The organism is Stenotrophomonas terrae (assembly GCF_039674165.1).
Classification (GTDB): Bacteria; Pseudomonadota; Gammaproteobacteria; order Xanthomonadales; family Xanthomonadaceae; genus Stenotrophomonas; species Stenotrophomonas terrae_A.
Genome location: NZ_JBDJMY010000049.1, coordinates 1 through 19,132, shown reverse-complemented (window position 1 = coordinate 19,132; position 19,132 = coordinate 1). Strand labels below are relative to the sequence as shown.

Here is a 19,132-nt window from a genome sequence, read left to right as displayed (position 1 = left end):
CTAGCCGCTGGTGCTGGTGCTGGTGCTGGCGGCATCAGAACGGCTGTTGGCAGCAAGCCAGTTACATCGTCTGCTTACAAGTGCGGGCGTTGGTACAAACGATGCTGATCCATGTGCGTGCTATTGACCAAGTCTTTCCCGCTCAGAATATCCGCATTAGCCTGTGGCGACGCAGCAAGTATTGTTCTTACAACCAAGTTACACTCCATTCATGCTCAAGGGCGCGGCGATGAACGGCAGTGGGGACCTTCGCGACCGATGCATGGCTATTTGCATTTCTGCTCTGTTGCACATGCTGGCGTTTGCGTGGCTGTGGCTGACAAGTGGTGTTGTGGGCGGGAGGGGGTCGGAAGCATTGGGGTATTCACTTGGCTCGGGAACGTCTGCGGACTTTCTTGCGCCGGGCGAATTCCGTCAGCGGTTTGATATCGCGCTTCCTTTCGTCAAGCCTGAAACAGCGGTTTTTCTCGAGGAACCATCGGAAAGTATTCAGAACGTAGAGCCGGTATCAGCAGAGCGTCATGTGGATGTGGTAGAGACGACAGATTCTGGAATACCGGATATGTCCGCATTATCTGAAGCAGCAGTAATCGAAGAAAGTGGGGCGGCAGTGGCAAACACCGCCGGCCCAGCGTCGGATCATGGTGGGGAAGCTGCCGGCCATGCCGAGGATCAGGGGTTGCGTGCTGCATACCTCGCTGCGTTGCGTGTAGCCATACGAGAACACTGGCAGTACGACGGCCCTAAGGGAAGTTGTAGTTTGACGTTGCAGCAATCTCAAGGCGGAAGGGTAATCAGTGTGGCGTCATCGAATTGCGCACTGGATACAGCGGGCCGCCGGGCATTGGAGGCAGCCGCTCTGATGGCGCAGCCATTGCCCTATGTGGGATACGAGTCAGTGTATGCAGACATCATGGATATTGATTTTGAGAACTAACAAGCTAAGTCAGTGCTCCGGTTGGATTCTTCTTTCCTTTTGATCAGGCGGCGTTATTGGATGAGTGAAATTTTCCGAAACAGTGCGGATTGCTCACCGATGGTTGGTCAAGTTGTAGTCCGAGATGGCTGCTTTTCGGCGGTATGCGCGTTGCTTTCATGTCGCCGGTCGCGCCCCAGGTTTCCAAGCAAATTTGCAGGGTGGCAACGCCTGTCATAGTCAACTTCCCCATCCGAGCGATGCGGGTCGGCCACCGCAATTGTCCAGAACGATGCAATCGTCGAAGTAACGCCCCTCAATGGAGTGAGCAGGTATGTACGTATATGTGTTGATGGCTATCGCACTTCTTTGCCCCGTTGTAGTTCAAGCCCAGTCGCTGCGCTATCCATGGGAGGAGTACGACAAGCTCATTCAGCGGCAGACGATCTAACGGCAGCAGATGCGACCTTGTTCGGCGACAGCCTGGACATGTACACCGGAGCGTTGGGGTTCTCGGCAACCGACATGAGCATAACCGGCACTGGGCTGCCGATTGCGGTTTCGCGATCAATGTCCATTGGCAATCGTAGTGACTACCGTTTTGACGATTTGCCCATGGCAGATTGGAATCTGGAGCTCCCGCGGCTCTCTGGTGTCTTCCTGGCAGCCACAGGATGGGCAAGCGCCTGCAACAACAATGGTTTGGGTGCGCCGCCGACGGTTACCGTCAGTGGTCGAAGTTTCTATGCTTCCGAGTATTGGCAAGGCAATCGCATGATTGTTCCCGGACGCGGCAGCCAGGAGATGCTAGTTGCCGAGCCGAATGCACTTCCGCGCCCGTCCAGTGGTGGTCCTTATCCTTGGCTTACGCAGGAGCTCACTTGGTTCTCTTGCCTGCCCGCGCGGCAAAATGGCGGAGGTGAAGCTTTCGTTGCCCATACCGCCGATGGTCTGCGCTACACATTCGACTGGGAGGCTGCATTCTATGAGCCGGATGTTGCATCGCCCAGTACAGTTCAAGTCATATCCGCTGCGCGCCGTCGCGTGGAATTGTATGCGACCAAGGTGGAGGATAGGTTCGGAAACTGGGTCGCTTACCGCTACAGCAATGCAGCTGGAGCGCCGGTACGGCTGGAAGCAATAACCTCCAGTGACGGCAGGAGCATCACACTCGCCTATAACGCGCGCGGCCATGTTGAGCAGATCAACAATGGTACGCAGATTGTGCGGTATCGCTATGTCTATCCTGCTTCGCTTACCGGCAGTTTGGTTGGTGTGGACCTGCCAGATGGCAGTAGCTGGGCTATTGATGCCTTTGCCATGAGCCACATTGAGTTCCAGTACGAGCGCTCCACAGGGTCTGGCGACATTCTGCGTTCCTGTGGTTACCCAGGCCTTATGGTCAACGAGCCCGGTGCTACAGGCAGATTCGTACACCCATCTGGTGCAATCGGCGAGTTCGTGATGGGCTACAGTCTCCGTGGGCGGAGCAATGTGCCCATGGTCTGCAATGGATATTCGACACCGAATAATGACCCCAACGATGACGTCGCCCGCTACCCAATGGCCTATCACGGCGTGGTGCTGCGCAATAAGCGCCTTTCCGGCCCGGGCGTTGATCTGGCGGAATGGGCGTACAGCTACGGTGGCACCATTTCCTTTGCTCCAGGCACCGGTCCGGTGTGCACCAGTGGCGATTGCTCGTTGCCGCTGTGTCTGAGTGATGCTTGCGCGGGCACAGCAATCACGACGGTCTCAGGCCCGGAGGGTAGTTGGGCACGCCACACATATGGCAACAGCTATCGCTACAACGAAGGTCAGCTGCTCAAGGTGGAGACAGGGAGTGGCCCGCAATCCATTCTTGAGACCACCGAGCAACGCTACCTTTGGCCGCTGGCAGGCAGCCAATTCGCCACACGACTCGGCAGCACGAAGCAGCCGCGTACCGCTGGATACACTGCCGAATATCTGCGGCCCAATGTCGAGACGCTGACCACCCGCGATGGGGCGACGTTCTCCAGCAAAACCACTGTGCTCGATGGGCTTGCCAGGCCTTTGACCACCATTGCCAGCAGCAGCTTGGGCTACCAACGTACCGATACGCTTCAGTATCACGATGATTTCTCACGTTGGGTGCTGGGGCAGATAGCCCGCCGCGGCAATGTAGAGACCGGTGCCGAAGTGGCGCGGACGGTATTCGCCCCCGGCACCGCGTTGCCAGTTGAACAGTATGCTTTTGGTGAGCGCCAGATGTGGCTGAGTTACCACGCCGATGGTCAAGTGGAAAGCGTGACCGACGGCAATGGAAATATCACCATCGCATCTGGCTGGCGACGTGGCATTCCCCAGGTGATTGGCTACGCCGATGGTTTCACGGAATCGGCAGTGGTAGATGCGCTCGGAAGAGTTGTCAGCACCACCGATGAAAATGGCTTCAGCTCTACGTATGGTTACGATGCCATGGGGCGATTGGCGGCCCGGACCTATCCCGCCGGTGACACAGTTGCATGGCATCCAGTGTCTCGCACATTCGAGCGCGTAGGTGCTGAGTATGGACTCGGCACTGGGCATTGGAGGCTGACCGAGACAGAAGGTAATCGACGTCGCCGGCTGCATTTTGATGCGTTCTGGCGACCCGTGCTGGAGGAAAGCCAAGACATCTCCGACGCGCAGACGATCACCCAGGTTGTAAGTCGGTATGACAAGCTTGGGCGCAAGGTGTTTACGTCCTACCCGACGCAGGGCGTGACCGACGTTCGCAACGCGCTGCCGGGTGTTACCAGCAGCTACGACGCACTGGGGCGCGTTGTTCGCACTCAACAGGATTCCGAGTTGGGCTTGCTGACGTCGTCTACTGCGTACTTGTCTGGCTTTCGTCGCCAGGTGACCAACCCGCGCGGCGCCATCACCGTAGAGGCATTCCAGGCTTGGGATTCGCCCAGCTACGACTTCCCTACACGCATCGATGCTCCACTTGGCATCTCGACAGTGATTCAGCGTGATGTCTTTAGGAAAACGCTTGAAATTACCCGCACGGGAGCAGGTCAATGATGACGGCAAGGAGCCGCGGTAAGGGGGCGCTATTTCTCCAGATCTTTACCTGCTTTCTTTTGTTGATAGCAGGCCAAGCCATTGCGCAACAGGGGAATCCCTATGTAAGTGTCAGCATCGATTCGCCATCTGCGGGAGCCACATTCCAGGCGCCGGCGAATGTAGTCATACAAACATCGGCATTCACCATTGATGACGGTGTTTATGTGAGCCAGCTCCGGATACTCCGGAGTGGCCAGGTGCTGGCCAGCGTTGTAGGTGATTCACTTTCCTACACCCTCACCAATCTGCCTGCGGGCACCTACACGGTTACTGCCAATGCGCGCTCCAACCTGGGCGGCCAGGCAAGCGTCAACAGGACATTCGAGGTTGTACAGCCCGGTGACAGACCGCCGGTGATCAGTCTCAACCCTGCCACAGGCCAGCCCTTCATTGGCCCCGCAACGGTGCACCTGAGTGCAAATGCGAGTGATCCGGATGGGCAGGTCGTCCGCGTTGATTACTACGCCAACGGCGGTCACATCGGGAGTGGCTACACTGCTGGCTTCGGATTCAACTGGGCAAACGTGGCACCCGGTAACTATCAGGTCACGGGAATTGCGGTAGATAGCAACGGCAAGACCGCGACGTCAGGTGCGATCACTGTCGCAGTGGCGCAATCGTCGATTCGCGGCAGCGTGGGCAGCGTTGATGAAGATGGCGCGGGCCAGTATTGGCTGCGAGGATGGGCTTGTTCGAGCGGGCGACCAGCTTCGGTAGATGTTCACATCTATGTAGGCGGTGCTGCGGGGGCAGGGCAGGGTATTGGTTCTGTTCTTGCAAATCAGGCAAGTGAGGCAGGTGTTGCCGCTGCCTGTCAATCCAACGGTAGTCAGTATCGCTTTCGCTTCGCGCTGACCGACGCAATTCGGCAAGCCCATGCGAACAAACTGATCTATGTGCATGGCATCTCTCCTGCAGGTGCCAGCAATGATCTTCTGGCCAGATCGGGCGTGCTGCGGGTGCCAGCACCGCTGTCGCTGACCCGGCGCTATGTCTACGACGCGCAGCAGCGCCTGTGCAAGACCATCGAGCCGGAGACCGGTTCGACGGTGATGGGCTACGACGCGGCGGGCAACCTTGCATGGAGCGCTTCTGGTTTGGCGCTGCCGAACCCAGTCAACTGCGATCGTGCGGCGGCCGAAGCAAGTGGTCGCGTGGTTCGTCGGACATACAATTCGCGCAATCGTGTAGTTTCCTTGTCGACGCCAAACCACAGGGGAAATCAAACGTTTATCTACGCGCCTGATGGTTTGCCCAGTCAGATAACGACAGACAATGACGGGGAAGGGGAAGGGCGGGTAGTAAATTACTATCTCTATAATAAGAGAAGGCTGCTGGTTTCCGAGGCCGTGCAGCAGCCAGGTTTGTACCAATGGTTGCTGAGCTACGGGTATGACGCCAACGGAAATCTAGCCTCTCAGGGCTATCCTACCGGCAACACTATTACCTATAGCCCGAATGCATTGGGTCAACCGAAACTGGTGGTCGGCAGCAGTGATGGTCACACCTATGCATCAGGTATCAGCTATTTTCCAAATGGTGCATTGAAGTCTTTCGCTTACGGCAACAACGTCCTGCACCAGATGACGCAGAATGCCCGGCAGCTTCCTGCGCGTAGTATTGATAGCGGAGTGCTTAATCTGGACACTCGCTTCGATGAAAATGGAAATCCCAGTGACATCTACGATGTTGCAAGAGGAGGCACCTACAACCTTCATCTGCAATACGATGCGCGTGATCAACTGATAGCAGCCGGCTCTGGGGCGTTCGGTGGTGATGGATGGCATCGATACACCTATGATGCGCTGGATAACATCAAGTCCTGGAAGCTGGGGTCCGGTGGCAAAGACTACGCCAACTACTATTACGATCCCGGCACAAATCGTTTGCTGGGAATTCGGGACTCCGCTGGTGCAACCGTTGTCGGCCTGGCCTACGACGTGCAGGGCAATCTGCAGAATAAAAGTGGCCAGCTGTATGGGTTCGGCTTCGACAATCGCCTGTATATAGCGGCCGGGAAGGAGCAGTATCGTTACGACGGTGAAGGCCGGAGAGTGCTTGCCTGGAGTCCTGTCGATGGAACGTCGGCCCTCTCGCAGCACAGCAAGTCTGGTCAGCTGATGTACTACTATAAAAACAGTGGCGCAGGGCTTGAACACATCTATCTGAGCGGTAGTTTGATAGCCAAGCGTGAAACCGTGGGCAACGTGGTGAAGTTCCAACACACCGATGCGCTTGGCTCACCCGTGGCGGTGACGGATGGCTCGGGTAACGTGATAGAACGCAATGATTACGCGCCCTATGGCGCTGTAATCGGAAAGCCCGCTTATGATGCCGTCGGTTACACAGGTCATAAGCAGGACGGCGCAACTGGCCTGACCTACATGCAACAGCGCTACTACGATCCGCAGATCGGTAGGTTCCTGTCGGTGGATCCTGTGACGGCGTATAGCAACCCAGTGAGAGCGTTTAATCGGTACTGGTATGCAAATAACAGTCCGTATAAGTTTGTAGATCCTGATGGAAGGGCTCCTTGCACTGGAACGAAAATCGGCACATGTGTGGGAGGTAAGACTCTGATGGTGGGTGAGGGCGCGCTACGGGCAATAAAAAGAGATCCGCAGGGTTATCTAAATAAACTTAATGGCATTGCTAATAATCACGAAATGGATAATGGTGAGGCTAGAGCCGCTAGATACTTTGCAAGAACAGCGCTCCCCGTCACCATTGCAACTGGACGTGAGGTCGGTGCCGACATCGCTCGAACGGGAAAGGGGTATTCTGTTTTCAACTATGTATTGGGCTCTGAATCTCGAGGCGATGGCTCCGGTAGCGTCACGCTAGGCCAGGCTTATTCCGGATCCGGTGTGCGAACTGCTATTATTCACACTCATCCGGCGGACACGAATTTCAATGGAATCCCTGGTGGTTTCAGTAATGGAGGGTGGACCGGCTACGCCAATCCGGGGTTTCAGTCGGATATTGGTCGATCAGTTTTCTCTAGTACAAATGGATATGTCGTAATGTTGGGTGGCGGAATTTTAAAGTTTGATTTCGAGTCTATGTCCAGCCAGGCGAGTGCTCCTGGTGCCAATTTGAATGTGGAAAGTTTCATTTCGAGGTTGCCTGATGATGAATAAATTTATCGTATTGGCCGCTGCTATTCTTGTCGTTGGATCAGGCTGTGGCAAGGTGGAACAGGTGGAAGAGGTTTCAGTAATACGCAGTGATGTTTGCGTTCCTGTTGGGAATCAAGTTCGGCTCACGTTTTGTGCGTTGACATATTCACAACTTTTATCTCATCCTGATGCCTTTAGAGAGCGAAAGATATTTGTCCATGCATGGGCGATAAGGGGTGGGGGTGATATTTTTCTGTATCCATCAATTGACTCTTTCGAAAGTGGTGAGGTTTATGCCTCTTTGAAAGTGGAGGGGGGCGAGGTATATCGTGGTTTCTTTGAATATATGTCGCGCCGGCCGGAGTTGGAGCCGGTGCGCGTCAAGATTGGCGGGAAGTTTGTTTTTAACGAGGGTAGAGGAACGAGCAGCTCAGTAATCAAGGGGCGAGATTTTTTTATCTTCGGTCGCATTGAGTTGGATGAGTTTAGGATGTAGATAGAAGCCCGCTACTGCGCCACTAGGGGTGAAGCCTTAGATAGATTCGACTAAGGACAGCTTAGGGTGTCGACAGTCCGTAAACTTGATTCGGGCATTTATAGCGGTCTCCGGGAAAGCTCGCCGCAAGGAGGTCGCCGATGCGCAATAGTAGATTTATTGAGAGTCAGATTGTCACGATTTTGAGGTAAGTTGATGCCGGAAGGTAGTTCAAGATAGAGAGTATGGTTGGGCGGCGCACAGAAACAACGTCCTGCACCAGATGACGCAGAATGCCCGTCAGCTTCCTGCGCGTAGTATTGATAGCGGAGTGCTCAATCTGGACACTCGCTTCGATGAAAATGGAAATCCCAGTGACATCTACGATGTTGCAAGAGGAGGCACCTACAACCTTCATCTGCAATACGATGCGCGTGATCGACTGATAGCGGCCGGCTCTGGGGCGTTCGGTGGTGATGGATGGCATCGATACACCTATGATGCGCTGGATAACATCAAGTCCTGGAAGCTTGGTGCCGGTGGCAAGGACTATGGCAACTGTCGGTGGATCCGGTGACGGCTTACAGCAATCCGGTGGGCGCGTTTAACCGGTACTGGTATGCCAACAACAATCCGTATCGATTTACGGATCCAGATGGCAGAGAGGTAGAAGACGAGTGAAGCCTCCAACCCCGCCAATTCAGGACATGGAGAGGGTGACGGTTTACAGCCACGCGGCCTGAGGGAACACAAGCGGCATCTGTAGTGACGCTGGGAACCGTGTTCGTGGAAAGGATTGCACCAGGGACTGCCTCTTGGATATCTCCCACATTAGGTGCTGCCGTTGCCGCGCCATTTTTGTTCTTCGCTTCACCTCACCCATGCGGCGGGATGCCTTGTGGTGAAATGACGATGATTGAATCGAAGCAACACGATCCTGGCTATTGGCCAGGCGATCGCGGGGCTGAAGAGCGGGGGAAAAAAACGGAGTTGGCGCTAAAGAGGGGCGCCGAAAATTTCATGACATTAAGCAGTCGGACAAAGGTCAGGGCGGCGGAAGAGGTTTGGATAACTATGGAACAAATCCTGATACCGGGGACGTAGTTGCCCCTGACGGTGAATTAATAGGCAATCTCGGAGATGGTTGAAATGTTGAGCGAAGTAGATCGATCTTTCTAGCTCACGCTGTATCTTAAAGGGCATGCACTTCGGCCGGAACTTGTTACGAATGTATTGTGCGTTGAGCCCACAAAATAACATGAGAAAGGGCGGCGATGGTTTACATCCAGCGGGAAGGAGGTTGTAGAAAAAACAGGGCTTTGGACGCTTTCTCTGCGAGGGGGCGAGAGATGCACCCCGGATCATTCAAGAGATATCTTTGCTTGCTGATAACGCTGGAGTTTCGCTCCTTGATATTCCTGGCGTTGACTCAGGGTTCTTGGACATCCTTTTGATTACAGATTCGGATGAGCAAGGCGGAGGAACATGCGAGCTATCCCTTGATGAATCTTCCATGGGGGCCCTGCGAGATATTGGGCTACCTGTTGAAATGACATTCACGGTGGTCGCTCAATGACTGCAAGGTAGGAAGCGAGCATTTGTCATGATGAGCTGGGCGTATTTCAAGTCTCGACTCGCGGGTGATGTGCAGACAACGGGGGGAGGTTGACTTCTTCACCATCTGTGAAGAAAAAGCCCGCCATTGGCGGGCTTTTTGTTTGCTCTGGCTGAGCGAATTAGCCGCTCTGCTGAGTGGTAGTTTGATAGCCAGGCGTGAAGCCGTTGGCAACGTGGTGGCGTTCCAGCACGCGGATGCGCTTGGCTCACCCGTGGCGGTGACGGATGGCTCGGGTAACGTGATAGAACGCAATGATTACGCGCCCTATGGCGCTGTAATCGGAAAGCCCGCTTATGATGCCGTCGGTTACACAGGTCATAAGCAGGACGGCGCAACTGGCCTTACCTACATGCAGCAGCGCTACTATGATCCGCAGATCGGACGGTTCCTGTCGGTGGATCCGGTGACGGCCTATAGCAACCCGGTCGGCGCGTTTAACCGCTATTGGTATGGGAACAACAATCCGTATCGGTTTACGGATCCGGATGGAAGGTATTCCTGTACGTGAGATGGGAGGGGGCAGTGCACAGTGACTGATGCGAAGCTCGCCGAATCGTTTGTAGCGGCTGCCGGGGAGCCCGCAAAAAAATGAGAGAGGGATCAGCAACAGCGTTGCTTGGTGGCATTCTGAATATGATTGGGTCGCTCAATGATGGAAATGGATTTGTCATTGATTTTTCGCCGTTGCCGAAAGACACGTTAAGCCAGATGTCGAGCAATGGGATGACCCTTGATTCCCGTCAAATTGGGAGCTCAGCTAGGGATCTTGGCGTCAGCGCACGAGCGATGGGAGGTTGTTATTGCTTATGAGGGGGCGTATAACTAGGACAGTATGCAGCCTGGTGCAAGGCGAAGTTACTTTCCGGCGACCGGATTTGAGCGGGTGATAACGGAGATCAATGCTTATGGACTGGAGTCAGCCATGGGGACCGCGTTAGGCATAAACAATCAGCTGAACGTCCCGGGGATGTCGCTTATGGATCGTCGAAAGGCTATTTGGGAAGGCGCTCAATCTTCGTGGGAAGGGGCCTGCACGAGAGGTGGTCCGAGTTGCTCGGGCTATGAGTCATGAAAATCGAAATCGGCCTCTTTATCGCGTGTATATTTATTTTTTTATCGGCATGCTCAGCGGGCTCTCCGGATGATTCATACTGCAGAGCTGTTTTGTCATCGAGCCCCGTTCGCGAAGTTTCCGTTAGCAATATTTATGTCTATGGAAATTTGCATCATGGGACTATATTGATCGCGCCTTCATGTGTGCAGCCGGTATTTAGAATATCAAGCTTTCAGGATGAGCCATCCGAAGGTGGTAGGGGAGATCGTATTCGGCACTTTAATCAGGTTGTATATAACACGCCAATAAAAGGAAGTGGTGTTTTTGCAATTAAAGGGCTGCTGGATGTATATCCTGGTGAAAATTTTTCGGTATTGGTGGATGTGACTGAATTTCGTGAGCTTGGTGAGGAAGAAGGGCGACTGGTCATTCGTACTCTTCGTGAAAGTAGGCGGTGATTTTAGAGACGACAGCTGCCAAGAGTTGGATAATACAACGGGGTTTGATTCATTTTTTTAATCATCTGCGAAGACCAAAGCCCGCCAATGGCGGGCTTTGGTTTGCCTTCACTGATCGAATCAACCGCACTGCTCTGGCGCCATATCCAGCATCTACATGACGAAGTGCTGTTGTGCCTTGTGTAGCGCAGGGTGAAAATGGGGTTGGAGTTAAAATGGGGTTGGAGTAAAAATCGGGTAAGAGTGGGATTGATCTAATAAACTAGAGAGTAGGGTTAGTCGGCGTACGGAAACAACGTCCTGCACCAGATGACGCAGAATATCCTGCGGCTTCCTGCGCGTAGTATCGATAGCGCAGTACTCAATCTGGACACGCGCTTCGACGAAAATGGAAATCCCAGTGACATCTACGATGTTGCAAGAGGAGGCACCTACAACCTTCATCTGCAATACGATGCGCGTGATCGACTGGTAGCAGCCGGCTCAAGGCGTTCGGTGGTGATGGATGGCATCGATACACCTACGATGCGCTGGACAACATCAAGTCGTGGAAGCTGGGATCCGGTGGCAAGGACTACGCAAACTACTATTACGATCCCGGCACAAATCGTTTGCAGGGAATTCGGGACTCCGCTGGTGCAACTGTTGTCGGCCTGGCCTATGACGTGCAGGGCAATCTGCAGAATAAAAGTGGCCAGCTGTATGGGTTCGGCTTCGACAATCGCCTGTATATAGCGGCCGGGAAGGAGTAGTATCGTTACGACGGTGAAGGCCGGAGAGTGCTTGCCTGGAGTCCTGTCGATGGAACGTCGGCCCTCTCGCAGTACAGCAAGTCTCGTCAGCTGATGTACTACTATAAAAACAGTGGCGCAGGGCTTGAACACATCTATCTGAGCGGTAGTTTGATAGCCAAGCGTGAAACCGTGGGCAACGTGGTGAAGTTCCAGCACACCGATGCGCTCGGCTCACCCGTAGCGGTGACGGATGGATTGGGTAACGTGATAGAGCGCAATGATTACGCGCCCTATGGCGCTGTAATCGGAAAGCCCGCTTATGATGCCGTCGGTTACACAGGTCATAATCAGGACGGCGCAACTGGCCTGACCTACATGCAGCAGCGCTACTATGATCCGCAGATCGGAAGGCTCCTGAGTGTTGATTCAATTCAGGTAAGCATGAATAATAGGGCTGGCTTCAATCGTTATGTTTATGCAAGCTATAATCCATATAGATTCATAGATCCGGATGGACGGTCTGATCTAAATGTATTCAAACCTGGTGATCCTCTGTATGCGGCAGGGGGGCTTTTAACATTCCGGGCATGTTTGATATAACTGGTCATGCGGATCAAGATAGAATTGTCGGACCTAAAGGTGACATGAATCCTGGTGAGACGATTGAGCTGGCAAGGGCGGCAGGACTGAAAGAGGGCGAGACTTTCTTTGTTGGTGCTTGCAATGTGGGAGCGGGAAGTGGCGCATATGCTCAGTCTCTGGCAGATATAAATAACAGTTGGGTAATTGCAGCAACAGGGTTTGCAATGTTTCCAACTACTCAGCCAAGAAATGGGGGGCTATGTGCCAGGGAATCCAGTGACTATTACGTCTAATATGCAGCGAGATGGAAGGGGTGTGTCTGGGACTTTTGCTATATTTGCTCCCGGGCGCAATGGCCCAATTTCAAAAGGTTACGGAAGTCTAAGTTATAATCCTGATACAGGGGTGGCGCGGCTTAATGCGGGTCCCGAAACAGGCTCGCGCATCAGACGAACGGTGTCTTTCTGTACGGACAAAGGGAGGTGTGAAAAATGAATTCGCGCCGCGCCGTAGTGGTTATAATTCTCTCTATATTTTATGTTGGCTGTCATTCTTCGGTGGAGCCCGAGTCAGAGAGTTCATTGCCGGCAATTGACGAGAGCGGCGGTGTCTCGGTATCTTCAACGGGGGAGGCTTTTTTTCTTGAGCCGAAAGAGCTGGATGCGCAGAAGACCTTGGCTCTGGAAGGTAGTAATGATGCTGCGGTACGAGTTGCCAATCACTATAGCCTTGGTGGCGTAAATCCAGAGGAATCTCACTCTTGGTTTGCCTTGGCTGCCGAAAGAGGTGATTTGGGCGCGATGCGCTCCCTTGCGGTCTATTTAAATGGCGAAGGGAGGGGGTCCGGAAGTCTTTGGAGTGGATTGAACGAGCCGAGCGTGAAGCTTCTTCGCAGGAAAATCAGCAGCACGGCATCACGGAAACCAGAAAACATATCGAAGATGGTTTTGCCGAATGTATTCGAAAAGAAGCGATGCGGAAGGGGGGCGGGGTCTGAAGTTGGCGTGTCGCTTGCTCAGTTTGGCTGGCGAGAGCTAGGATCGTTGCACCACTTCGGTCTGCAGGTCGTGGGTGGGGCGGCTGGCTGAGGTGACTTGATGAGGGTTGACATGCGTGTACTGCTCGTATTGGTTTCTGCTCTGCTTTCTTCTTGCGACAGCTCGAAGGCATATGATGTATGCAAATACAGAGGGAACTCCGGCGCCGAGCGAGTGTGTTCATTGTCTTTTTTATACCTTGCCGCTCATCCGGAGAAGTTTGATGCTGTCTCGGTGGAGTTCGTTGGGTGGGCGCGTGTAGCTGGAGATTCAATTCTTATATTTCCTACCCTGGATGCAATGGAGGGTGGTGACTCCGTTTCTTCTGTCGTTGTTTACGATGGGAACGATAGTTTTGATGAATTGAATCTACGTGGTTCTGGTTCGAGGATCAGGATCTCGGGGATATTTCACCTGAACGACGGAAAGCTTGATCCTATGGATATAGAGCGAATCGGGGTTATTCAGCATGCGAAGTTTTCGCGTTGATCTCAATTTTTGTGAGTGGAGTCGACGAGTGGAAAGTGATGGTCTTGTGTCTCATCGCTACTTGGGATTGGTTTTGGCGTATTTTGTTTATGTAGCGTCCCGGATCGTTTTTGGGGCGCGCTGGTGGCTTCGATCGCAGTTGACACCGCGTTGAGAGCTAGGGGCCGTATATCGGTAATCAAACCGGTAGCTTGTTAGCAGGCTTCGCAGATGTATCGCATTGCCTAAAGACTTCGCCATGGTTCGACAAGTTCTGATGACGTTTGCACTGGCGTTTCCGCAAGCGTCTCCGTCGATGCCGTCTAGCGCGTTCACGAATGCTTTCGAAATTGTCTTGAACCGCCAGCCGGCATGGCAATTTCCGCTTGAACGGTGTATGGAACTCGAAGCAAGGCTCGGCGCGCAGGGACTCGCGCGCCAGGTGAGCAAGTTCGCTCGTCCAAGTACTGCCAGGTCGATCGTGCTGTGGTGAGAGAGTTGAAGGCGTACCACTTTGATATGTCAGTTCTGCCAAACAAAGAGGCATGGAGGGTCTTTTTCAGTTGGCCGAGAGACGGTCGGGCAAGATGCTTATCGAACAAGTGCGAAATCGCTGGGTACCTCCTTCCGGGCCGTGAGCTGGATCTGCAGCGTGCTTGGCGACACCGGGCAGCTGCTGGGTATGAGAGGTGTTGTGAGCGGTGGATTGACCAATGCCATCCCCTTTGCCTACAATTCGCGCCTTCGCCGGAATAGCTCAGTTGGTAGAGCGGCGCATTCGTAATGCGTAGGTCGTAGGTTCGATTCCTATTTCCGGCACCAGATCAGGCTCGCCTCGTGCGGGCCTTTTTTGTGGGCGATGGGGAGTCCCGCTCAGCAATCTGAACGAATCTACCGGTCAAAGTTCTTTGGGTAGCCGCATTCATTGACGCCAGTTGCGTCCTGGGTGCTGCCGCTTACGCCAGCTGAACGTGCTGGAAGTCCACGCAGGAGAGCGTGAAGCAGTGCGGAGCTCCACTGCGATCAGTGCCTGCCTTTGCCGAATCTGCCCCAGCACCACACAGGTGCGACAACGTGTCGCACAGGATTCCCCGCTTTTGCTGCGCGAAATCATTGTCAATACCTTTCTTAAGTGGTGCGTGAAGGCCTAAAATTGCAGGGCTGAAATCTGACAACCCCCTACATGTCTCCCGGTGGGCAATCCCCGGGCGCTCGTTTGCGTTTGCATGTAGGGGCTTGCCAGATGCGGCTCTCCCTCGCAATTGGATCGACCGATGATTCCGTTGAAAACTCTTGGACGCTTTTTGCGTCCGGGCCTCATTGTCGCTATGGCCGTCATGATGACGGGCTGCGACTGGGCCTTGTTTGACCCCAAGGGCCAGATCGCCCGGGACGAACTCACGCTGCTGATCACCTGTACGGTGCTGATGCTGCTGGTGGTCATTCCGGTGATCGTGCTGACGCTGGTGTTCGCGTGGAAGTACCGCGCATCCAACATCAAGGCCCGTTACGAGCCCAACTGGTCTCACTCCACTGCCATCGAAGTGGTGGTCTGGTCGATCCCGTGCATGATCATTCTGGTCCTGGCCGTGCTGACCTGGCGTTCTTCGCATGCGCTGGATCCGTACAAGCCGCTGGAGTCCGATACCAAGCCGGTGGTGATCGAAGCGATCTCGCTGGACTGGAAGTGGCTGTTCGTCTACCCGGAAGAGAACATCGCCGTGGTCAACGAGCTGACCTTCCCGGTCGATGCTCCGCTGAACTTCAAGATCACCGCCGATACGGTGATGAACGCGTTCTTCATTCCGCATCTGGGCAGCATGATCTACTCGATGGCCGGCATGGAGACCAAGCTGCATCTGGTTGCCAACGAAGCTGGCAGTTATGAAGGCCTGTCCTCGCATTACAGCGGCGCTGGCTTCAGCAAGATGCATTTCACCGCGTATGCGGTGAGCAATGAGGAATACCAGGCCTGGTTGGCCAAGGTTCGCGGCGACGCCAAGGTGCTGGACCAGAAGTCCTTCGCCGAACTGGGCGCCGAGAAGAACCACGACTGGTACCCGGTGACCTATTACGGCAGCACCGAGAAGGGCCTGTTCGACACCATCATTGCCAAGCACGCCGGTGAGAACCACCACTTCGGCATGAAGCACGATGGCAAGAAGATGTCGCACGAAGGTGCTGGCCACGAGGCGATGCAGCCTGAAGCCATGGACCACGCTGCGATGGACCATGCTGCAATGGGGCACGAGGCAACGGACCACGCCGGCATGAGCCACAGCGCTCCCGCCGCCGCTGCGCCTGCTGCCGCCGAGGCTGACGGCCACGCCGGTCACACTGCAAACGAGCCAGCCGAGGCCGCACATGCCGGCCATGGCACCTCGGGAGAATGACGATGCTTGGAAAACTCTCTCTTGATTCACTGCCGCACGATCCCATCGTGCTCTCCACCCTCATCGGCGCGATGCTGGGCGGCCTGGCTGTTGTAGCCGCGGTCACCAAGTTCAAGCTGTGGGGCTACCTGTGGAAGGAGTGGTTCACCTCGGTGGACCACAAGAAGATCGGCGCGATGTATTTGATCGTGGCGTTCGTGATGCTGCTGCGCGGCTTCTCCGACGCGATCATGATGCGTGCCCAGCAGGCAGTTGCTGCTGGCGGCGCTGAAGGCTATCTGCCGCCACACCACTACGACCAGATCTTCACCGCCCACGGCGTGATCATGATCTTCTTCGTGGCGATGCCGCTGATCACCGGTTTGATGAACCTGGTGGTACCGCTGCAGATTGGTGCCCGCGACGTTGCCTTCCCGTTCCTGAACTCGCTGAGCTTCTGGCTGTTCGTCGCAGGCTGCGGCCTGATGATGATCTCGCTGTGGATCGGTGAATTCGCTGCGACCGGTTGGTTGGCGTTCCCGCCCTTGTCAGGGTTGGAATACAGTCCAAGCGTAGGTATGGATTACTACATCTGGGCGCTGCAGGTCTCCGGCCTGGGTACCACGCTGAGCGGTATCAACTTCTTCATCACCATCCTCAAGATGCGTAGCCCGGGCATGAAGCTGATGCACATGCCGGTGTTCAGCTGGACCGCTCTGGTCACCAACCTGCTGATCATTGCTGCCTTCCCGGTGTTGACCATCACCCTGGTGCTGCTGACCCTGGATCGTTACCTGGGTACGCACTTCTTCACCAACGATGGTGGCGGCAACGCCATGCTGTACATCAACCTGATCTGGATCTGGGGTCACCCGGAAGTCTATATCCTGGTGCTGCCGGCATTTGGTGTGTTCTCCGAAGTGATCGCCACGTTCTCGCGCAAGACCCTGTTCGGCTACAAGGGCATGGTTTACGCCACCTGTGCGATCGGTGTGCTGTCGTTCCTGGTGTGGTTGCACCACTTCTTCACCATGGGCTCGGGTGCCAACGTCAATGCCTTCTTCGGCATCACGACGATGATCATCTCGATCCCGACCGGCGTGAAGATCTTCAACTGGCTGTTCACGATGTACCGCGGCCGCGTGCACTTTACCTCACCGGTGTTGTGGACGATCGGCTTCATGGTCACCTTCACCATCGGCGGCATGACCGGCGTGATGTTGGCGATCCCGGCCATCGACTTCGTGCTGCATAACTCGCTGTTCCTGATTGCCCACTTCCACAACGTCATCATCGGCGGCGTGGTGTTCGGCATGTTTGCCGGTATCACCTACTGGTGGCCGAAGATGTTCGGCTTCACCCTGGATGAAACCTGGGGCAAGCGCGCGTTCTGGGGCTGGTTCATTGGCTTCTACGTGGCCTTCATGCCGCTATACGCACTGGGCTTCATGGGTGCTACGCGTCGTATGCAGAGCTACCCGAACATGGACTACCAGCCGTACTTCGTGGTTGCCGCCATCGGTGCTGCGATCATCGCCGTGGGCATCCTGTGCCAGGTGATCCAGATCGCCGTGTCCATCCGCGACCGCAAGAAGAATGTCGACCTCACCGGCGATCCGTGGGATGCCCGTACCCTGGAGTGGGAAACCGCTTCCCCGGTGCAGTTCTACAACTTCGCCACCCTGCCCAAGGGTGAGGAGCTGGACGAATTCTGGCACCGCAAGCAGCGCGGCGAAGCCTGGCAGAAGCCGGCCAAGTACAGCGACATCCACATGCCGAAGAACACCGGCACCGGTGTTGTCATCGGCGCGTTCAGCCTGGTGCTGGGTTTTGCGATGGTCTGGCACATCTGGTTGCTGGCCATCATCGGCCTGGTCGGCATGATCGCCACCTTCATCTACCGTACCTTCGACAAGGACGTGGATTACTGGGTGCCGGCTGCTGAAGTGGAACGTATCGAGAACGAGCACCGCAAGCACCTGGAAGCTCAGGGCTTGGTGAAGACCGAGGTGAAGGCATGAGCACGAACGCCCACACGATGACCCACGGTTCCGCAGCGCACGCTGCGGACCATGGCGATGACCATCACGAGCATCACGACACCAGCGAGAACACCGTCTTCGGTTTCTGGGTGTACCTGATGAGCGATCTGCTCATCTTCGCCACCCTGTTCGTGACCTACGTAGTGTTGTCCGGTGGCACCAATGGTGGCCCGGGTCCGAAGGACCTGTTCGAACTGCCGTTCGTAGCGTGGGAAACCGCGCTGCTGCTGGTGTCCTCGCTGACCTTCGGCCTGGGCATGATCGCCATGCACCAGTCCAAGAAGGGCTTGATGTTCTTCTGGCTGGCCATCACCTGGTTGCTCGGTGCCGGCTTCATGGGCATGGAAATCTGGGAGTTCAACCACCTGATCCATAACGGCCACGGCCCGGACAAGAGTGCCTTCCTGTCGGCGTTCTTCGCCCTGGTCGGTACTCACGGTCTGCACGTGACCGCCGGTCTGCTGTGGTTGGCGGTGATGTTCATCCAGCTCAAGCAGGATGGCCTGACCCCGCGCAACAAGACCCGCATGGCGTGCCTGAGCCTGTTCTGGCACTTCCTGGATCTGGTCTGGATTGGCGTGTTCTCTGTCGTTTATCTGTCGGGAGCGATGTAATGTCCGCACATGACAATCATGCACACGGTGCCGCCGGCGAAAGCCACGGCAGCGTCAAGTCTTACCTGATCGGCTTCGTGCTGGCTGCGGTGCTCACCATCATCCCGTTCTGGGTGGTGATGAGCGGTGGGATGTCGAGCTTCGCCACCGGTGCGGTGGTGGTGGTTGCAGGCATCCTGCAGCTGCTGGTGCACCTGGTGTTCTTCCTGCACCTGGACCGTTCCTCGGCCGCCCGCTGGAACGTCAATGCCGGCATGTTCACCCTGGTGGTGATCGGCATCATCGTGCTGGGTACGTTGTGGGTCATGTACAACATGAACCACCACATGATGCACTGAGCGGCTTGATCGCTTGATGCACAGCAAAGGCCGCCGCAAGGCGGCCTTTGTTTTTGCTTTGTGTAGTGCCGAGCCATGCTCGGCAGAAGCCTTCCCGGCAACACATCGGCCTGCATGCATTTGTGGGAGCGGCGTAAGCCGCGAAGCTGACATCCGTTCCGTGATCGTTTCCCGCGGGGATCTGGTGATCCATCAGCTTCGCGGCTTACGCC

The 19,132-nt window shown here is 55.2% G+C and carries 16 protein-coding genes and 1 tRNA gene; 16 read left to right on the top strand and 1 reads right to left on the bottom strand.

Translation table 11 applies throughout. The annotated features are described in order from the left end of the window. The first annotated feature begins 163 nt into the window (after positions 1–163). The 4 genes from ABE493_RS16605 to ABE493_RS16590 all read left to right on the top strand — a co-directional run bounded on the left by ABE493_RS16605 (position 164) and on the right by ABE493_RS16590 (position 7,624). Complete coding sequence (locus ABE493_RS16605; RefSeq protein WP_346499985.1) at positions 164–937, top strand: hypothetical protein; 774 nt, start codon at positions 164–166, stop codon at positions 935–937. A gap of 447 nt (positions 938–1,384) precedes the next feature. Then, positions 1,385–3,967: an RHS repeat protein gene (locus ABE493_RS16600; RefSeq protein WP_346499984.1), complete on the top strand. Its 2,583-nt coding sequence runs from the start codon at positions 1,385–1,387 to the stop codon at positions 3,965–3,967. Beyond that, a complete protein-coding gene (locus ABE493_RS16595) occupies positions 3,964–7,149 on the top strand; it encodes an RHS repeat domain-containing protein (protein WP_346499983.1) in 3,186 nt (1,061 codons plus the stop codon). The genes ABE493_RS16600 and ABE493_RS16595 overlap by 4 nt, the downstream gene beginning before the upstream one ends. Further along, positions 7,142–7,624, top strand: coding sequence for a hypothetical protein (locus ABE493_RS16590; protein ID WP_346499982.1), 483 nt, complete (start codon positions 7,142–7,144; stop codon positions 7,622–7,624). Before ABE493_RS16595 ends, ABE493_RS16590 begins: the two co-directional genes overlap by 8 nt. 166 nt (positions 7,625–7,790) lie before the next feature. Here ABE493_RS16590 and ABE493_RS16585 read toward each other — a convergent pair whose 3' ends face one another. After that, positions 7,791–8,090 carry a hypothetical protein gene (locus ABE493_RS16585; RefSeq protein ID WP_346499981.1) on the bottom strand — a complete coding sequence of 100 codons (300 nt, stop codon included), beginning with the start codon at positions 8,088–8,090 and terminating at the stop codon, positions 7,791–7,793. A gap of 1,156 nt (positions 8,091–9,246) precedes the next feature. Here ABE493_RS16585 and ABE493_RS16580 point away from each other — a divergent pair. The 12 genes from ABE493_RS16580 to ABE493_RS16525 form a co-directional block, all read left to right on the top strand. Further along, positions 9,247–9,729 carry an RHS repeat-associated core domain-containing protein gene (locus ABE493_RS16580; protein WP_346499980.1) on the top strand — a complete coding sequence of 161 codons (483 nt, stop codon included), beginning with the start codon at positions 9,247–9,249 and terminating at the stop codon, positions 9,727–9,729. Between the two features lie 560 nt (positions 9,730–10,289). Next, entirely contained in the window at positions 10,290–10,733 is a 444-nt protein-coding gene (locus ABE493_RS16575; RefSeq protein WP_346499979.1) for a hypothetical protein, read from the top strand. Positions 10,734–11,578: 845 nt separating this feature from the next. Continuing rightward, positions 11,579–12,067 carry an RHS repeat-associated core domain-containing protein gene (locus ABE493_RS16570; protein ID WP_346499978.1) on the top strand — a complete coding sequence of 163 codons (489 nt, stop codon included), beginning with the start codon at positions 11,579–11,581 and terminating at the stop codon, positions 12,065–12,067. Continuing rightward, positions 12,055–12,342 carry a hypothetical protein gene (locus ABE493_RS16565; protein WP_346499977.1) on the top strand — a complete coding sequence of 96 codons (288 nt, stop codon included), beginning with the start codon at positions 12,055–12,057 and terminating at the stop codon, positions 12,340–12,342. The genes ABE493_RS16570 and ABE493_RS16565 overlap by 13 nt, the downstream gene beginning before the upstream one ends. Positions 12,343–12,540: 198 nt before the next feature. Next, positions 12,541–13,137: a hypothetical protein gene (locus tag ABE493_RS16560; protein WP_346499976.1), complete on the top strand. Its 597-nt coding sequence runs from the start codon at positions 12,541–12,543 to the stop codon at positions 13,135–13,137. A 21-nt stretch (positions 13,138–13,158) separates the two neighbouring features. Continuing rightward, complete coding sequence (locus ABE493_RS16555) at positions 13,159–13,575, top strand: hypothetical protein (RefSeq protein WP_346499975.1); 417 nt, start codon at positions 13,159–13,161, stop codon at positions 13,573–13,575. Between the two features lie 725 nt (positions 13,576–14,300). Next, positions 14,301–14,376: transfer RNA gene (locus ABE493_RS16550), tRNA-Thr, on the top strand. Positions 14,377–14,828: 452 nt separating this feature from the next. Beyond that, the gene (gene cyoA / locus ABE493_RS16545) at positions 14,829–15,947 is read left to right on the top strand and encodes a ubiquinol oxidase subunit II (RefSeq protein WP_346499974.1); all 1,119 of its coding nucleotides are present in this window, start codon (positions 14,829–14,831) and stop codon (positions 15,945–15,947) included. A 2-nt stretch (positions 15,948–15,949) separates the two neighbouring features. After that, positions 15,950–17,947 carry a cytochrome o ubiquinol oxidase subunit I gene (gene cyoB / locus ABE493_RS16540; protein WP_346499973.1) on the top strand — a complete coding sequence of 666 codons (1,998 nt, stop codon included), beginning with the start codon at positions 15,950–15,952 and terminating at the stop codon, positions 17,945–17,947. Beyond that, positions 17,944–18,582 carry a cytochrome o ubiquinol oxidase subunit III gene (gene cyoC / locus ABE493_RS16535; RefSeq protein ID WP_430980806.1) on the top strand — a complete coding sequence of 213 codons (639 nt, stop codon included), beginning with the start codon at positions 17,944–17,946 and terminating at the stop codon, positions 18,580–18,582. Before cyoB ends, cyoC begins: the two co-directional genes overlap by 4 nt. Next, entirely contained in the window at positions 18,582–18,920 is a 339-nt protein-coding gene (gene cyoD / locus ABE493_RS16530) for a cytochrome o ubiquinol oxidase subunit IV (RefSeq protein WP_346499972.1), read from the top strand. Before cyoC ends, cyoD begins: the two co-directional genes overlap by 1 nt. A 16-nt stretch (positions 18,921–18,936) precedes the next feature. Continuing rightward, the coding region (locus ABE493_RS16525; protein ID WP_346499971.1) for a hypothetical protein at positions 18,937–19,132 on the top strand (196 nt) is incomplete at its 3' end.

Coding starts and splice junctions, on each gene's coding strand:
- ABE493_RS16580 (WP_346499980.1), top strand. CDS start 9,247: ATGTGCAGACAACGGGGGGAGGTTGACTTCTTCACCATCTGTGAAGAA.
- cyoA (WP_346499974.1), top strand. CDS start 14,829: ATGATTCCGTTGAAAACTCTTGGACGCTTTTTGCGTCCGGGCCTCATT.
- ABE493_RS16575 (WP_346499979.1), top strand. CDS start 10,290: ATGAAAATCGAAATCGGCCTCTTTATCGCGTGTATATTTATTTTTTTA.
- ABE493_RS16560 (WP_346499976.1), top strand. CDS start 12,541: ATGAATTCGCGCCGCGCCGTAGTGGTTATAATTCTCTCTATATTTTAT.
- ABE493_RS16570 (WP_346499978.1), top strand. CDS start 11,579: ATGTACTACTATAAAAACAGTGGCGCAGGGCTTGAACACATCTATCTG.
- ABE493_RS16555 (WP_346499975.1), top strand. CDS start 13,159: ATGCGTGTACTGCTCGTATTGGTTTCTGCTCTGCTTTCTTCTTGCGAC.
- ABE493_RS16595 (WP_346499983.1), top strand. CDS start 3,964: ATGATGACGGCAAGGAGCCGCGGTAAGGGGGCGCTATTTCTCCAGATC.
- ABE493_RS16585 (WP_346499981.1), bottom strand. CDS start 8,090: ATGCCATCCATCACCACCGAACGCCCCAGAGCCGGCCGCTATCAGTCG.
- ABE493_RS16565 (WP_346499977.1), top strand. CDS start 12,055: ATGTTTGATATAACTGGTCATGCGGATCAAGATAGAATTGTCGGACCT.
- ABE493_RS16590 (WP_346499982.1), top strand. CDS start 7,142: ATGAATAAATTTATCGTATTGGCCGCTGCTATTCTTGTCGTTGGATCA.
- cyoD (WP_346499972.1), top strand. CDS start 18,582: ATGTCCGCACATGACAATCATGCACACGGTGCCGCCGGCGAAAGCCAC.
- cyoC (WP_430980806.1), top strand. CDS start 17,944: ATGAGCACGAACGCCCACACGATGACCCACGGTTCCGCAGCGCACGCT.
- cyoB (WP_346499973.1), top strand. CDS start 15,950: ATGCTTGGAAAACTCTCTCTTGATTCACTGCCGCACGATCCCATCGTG.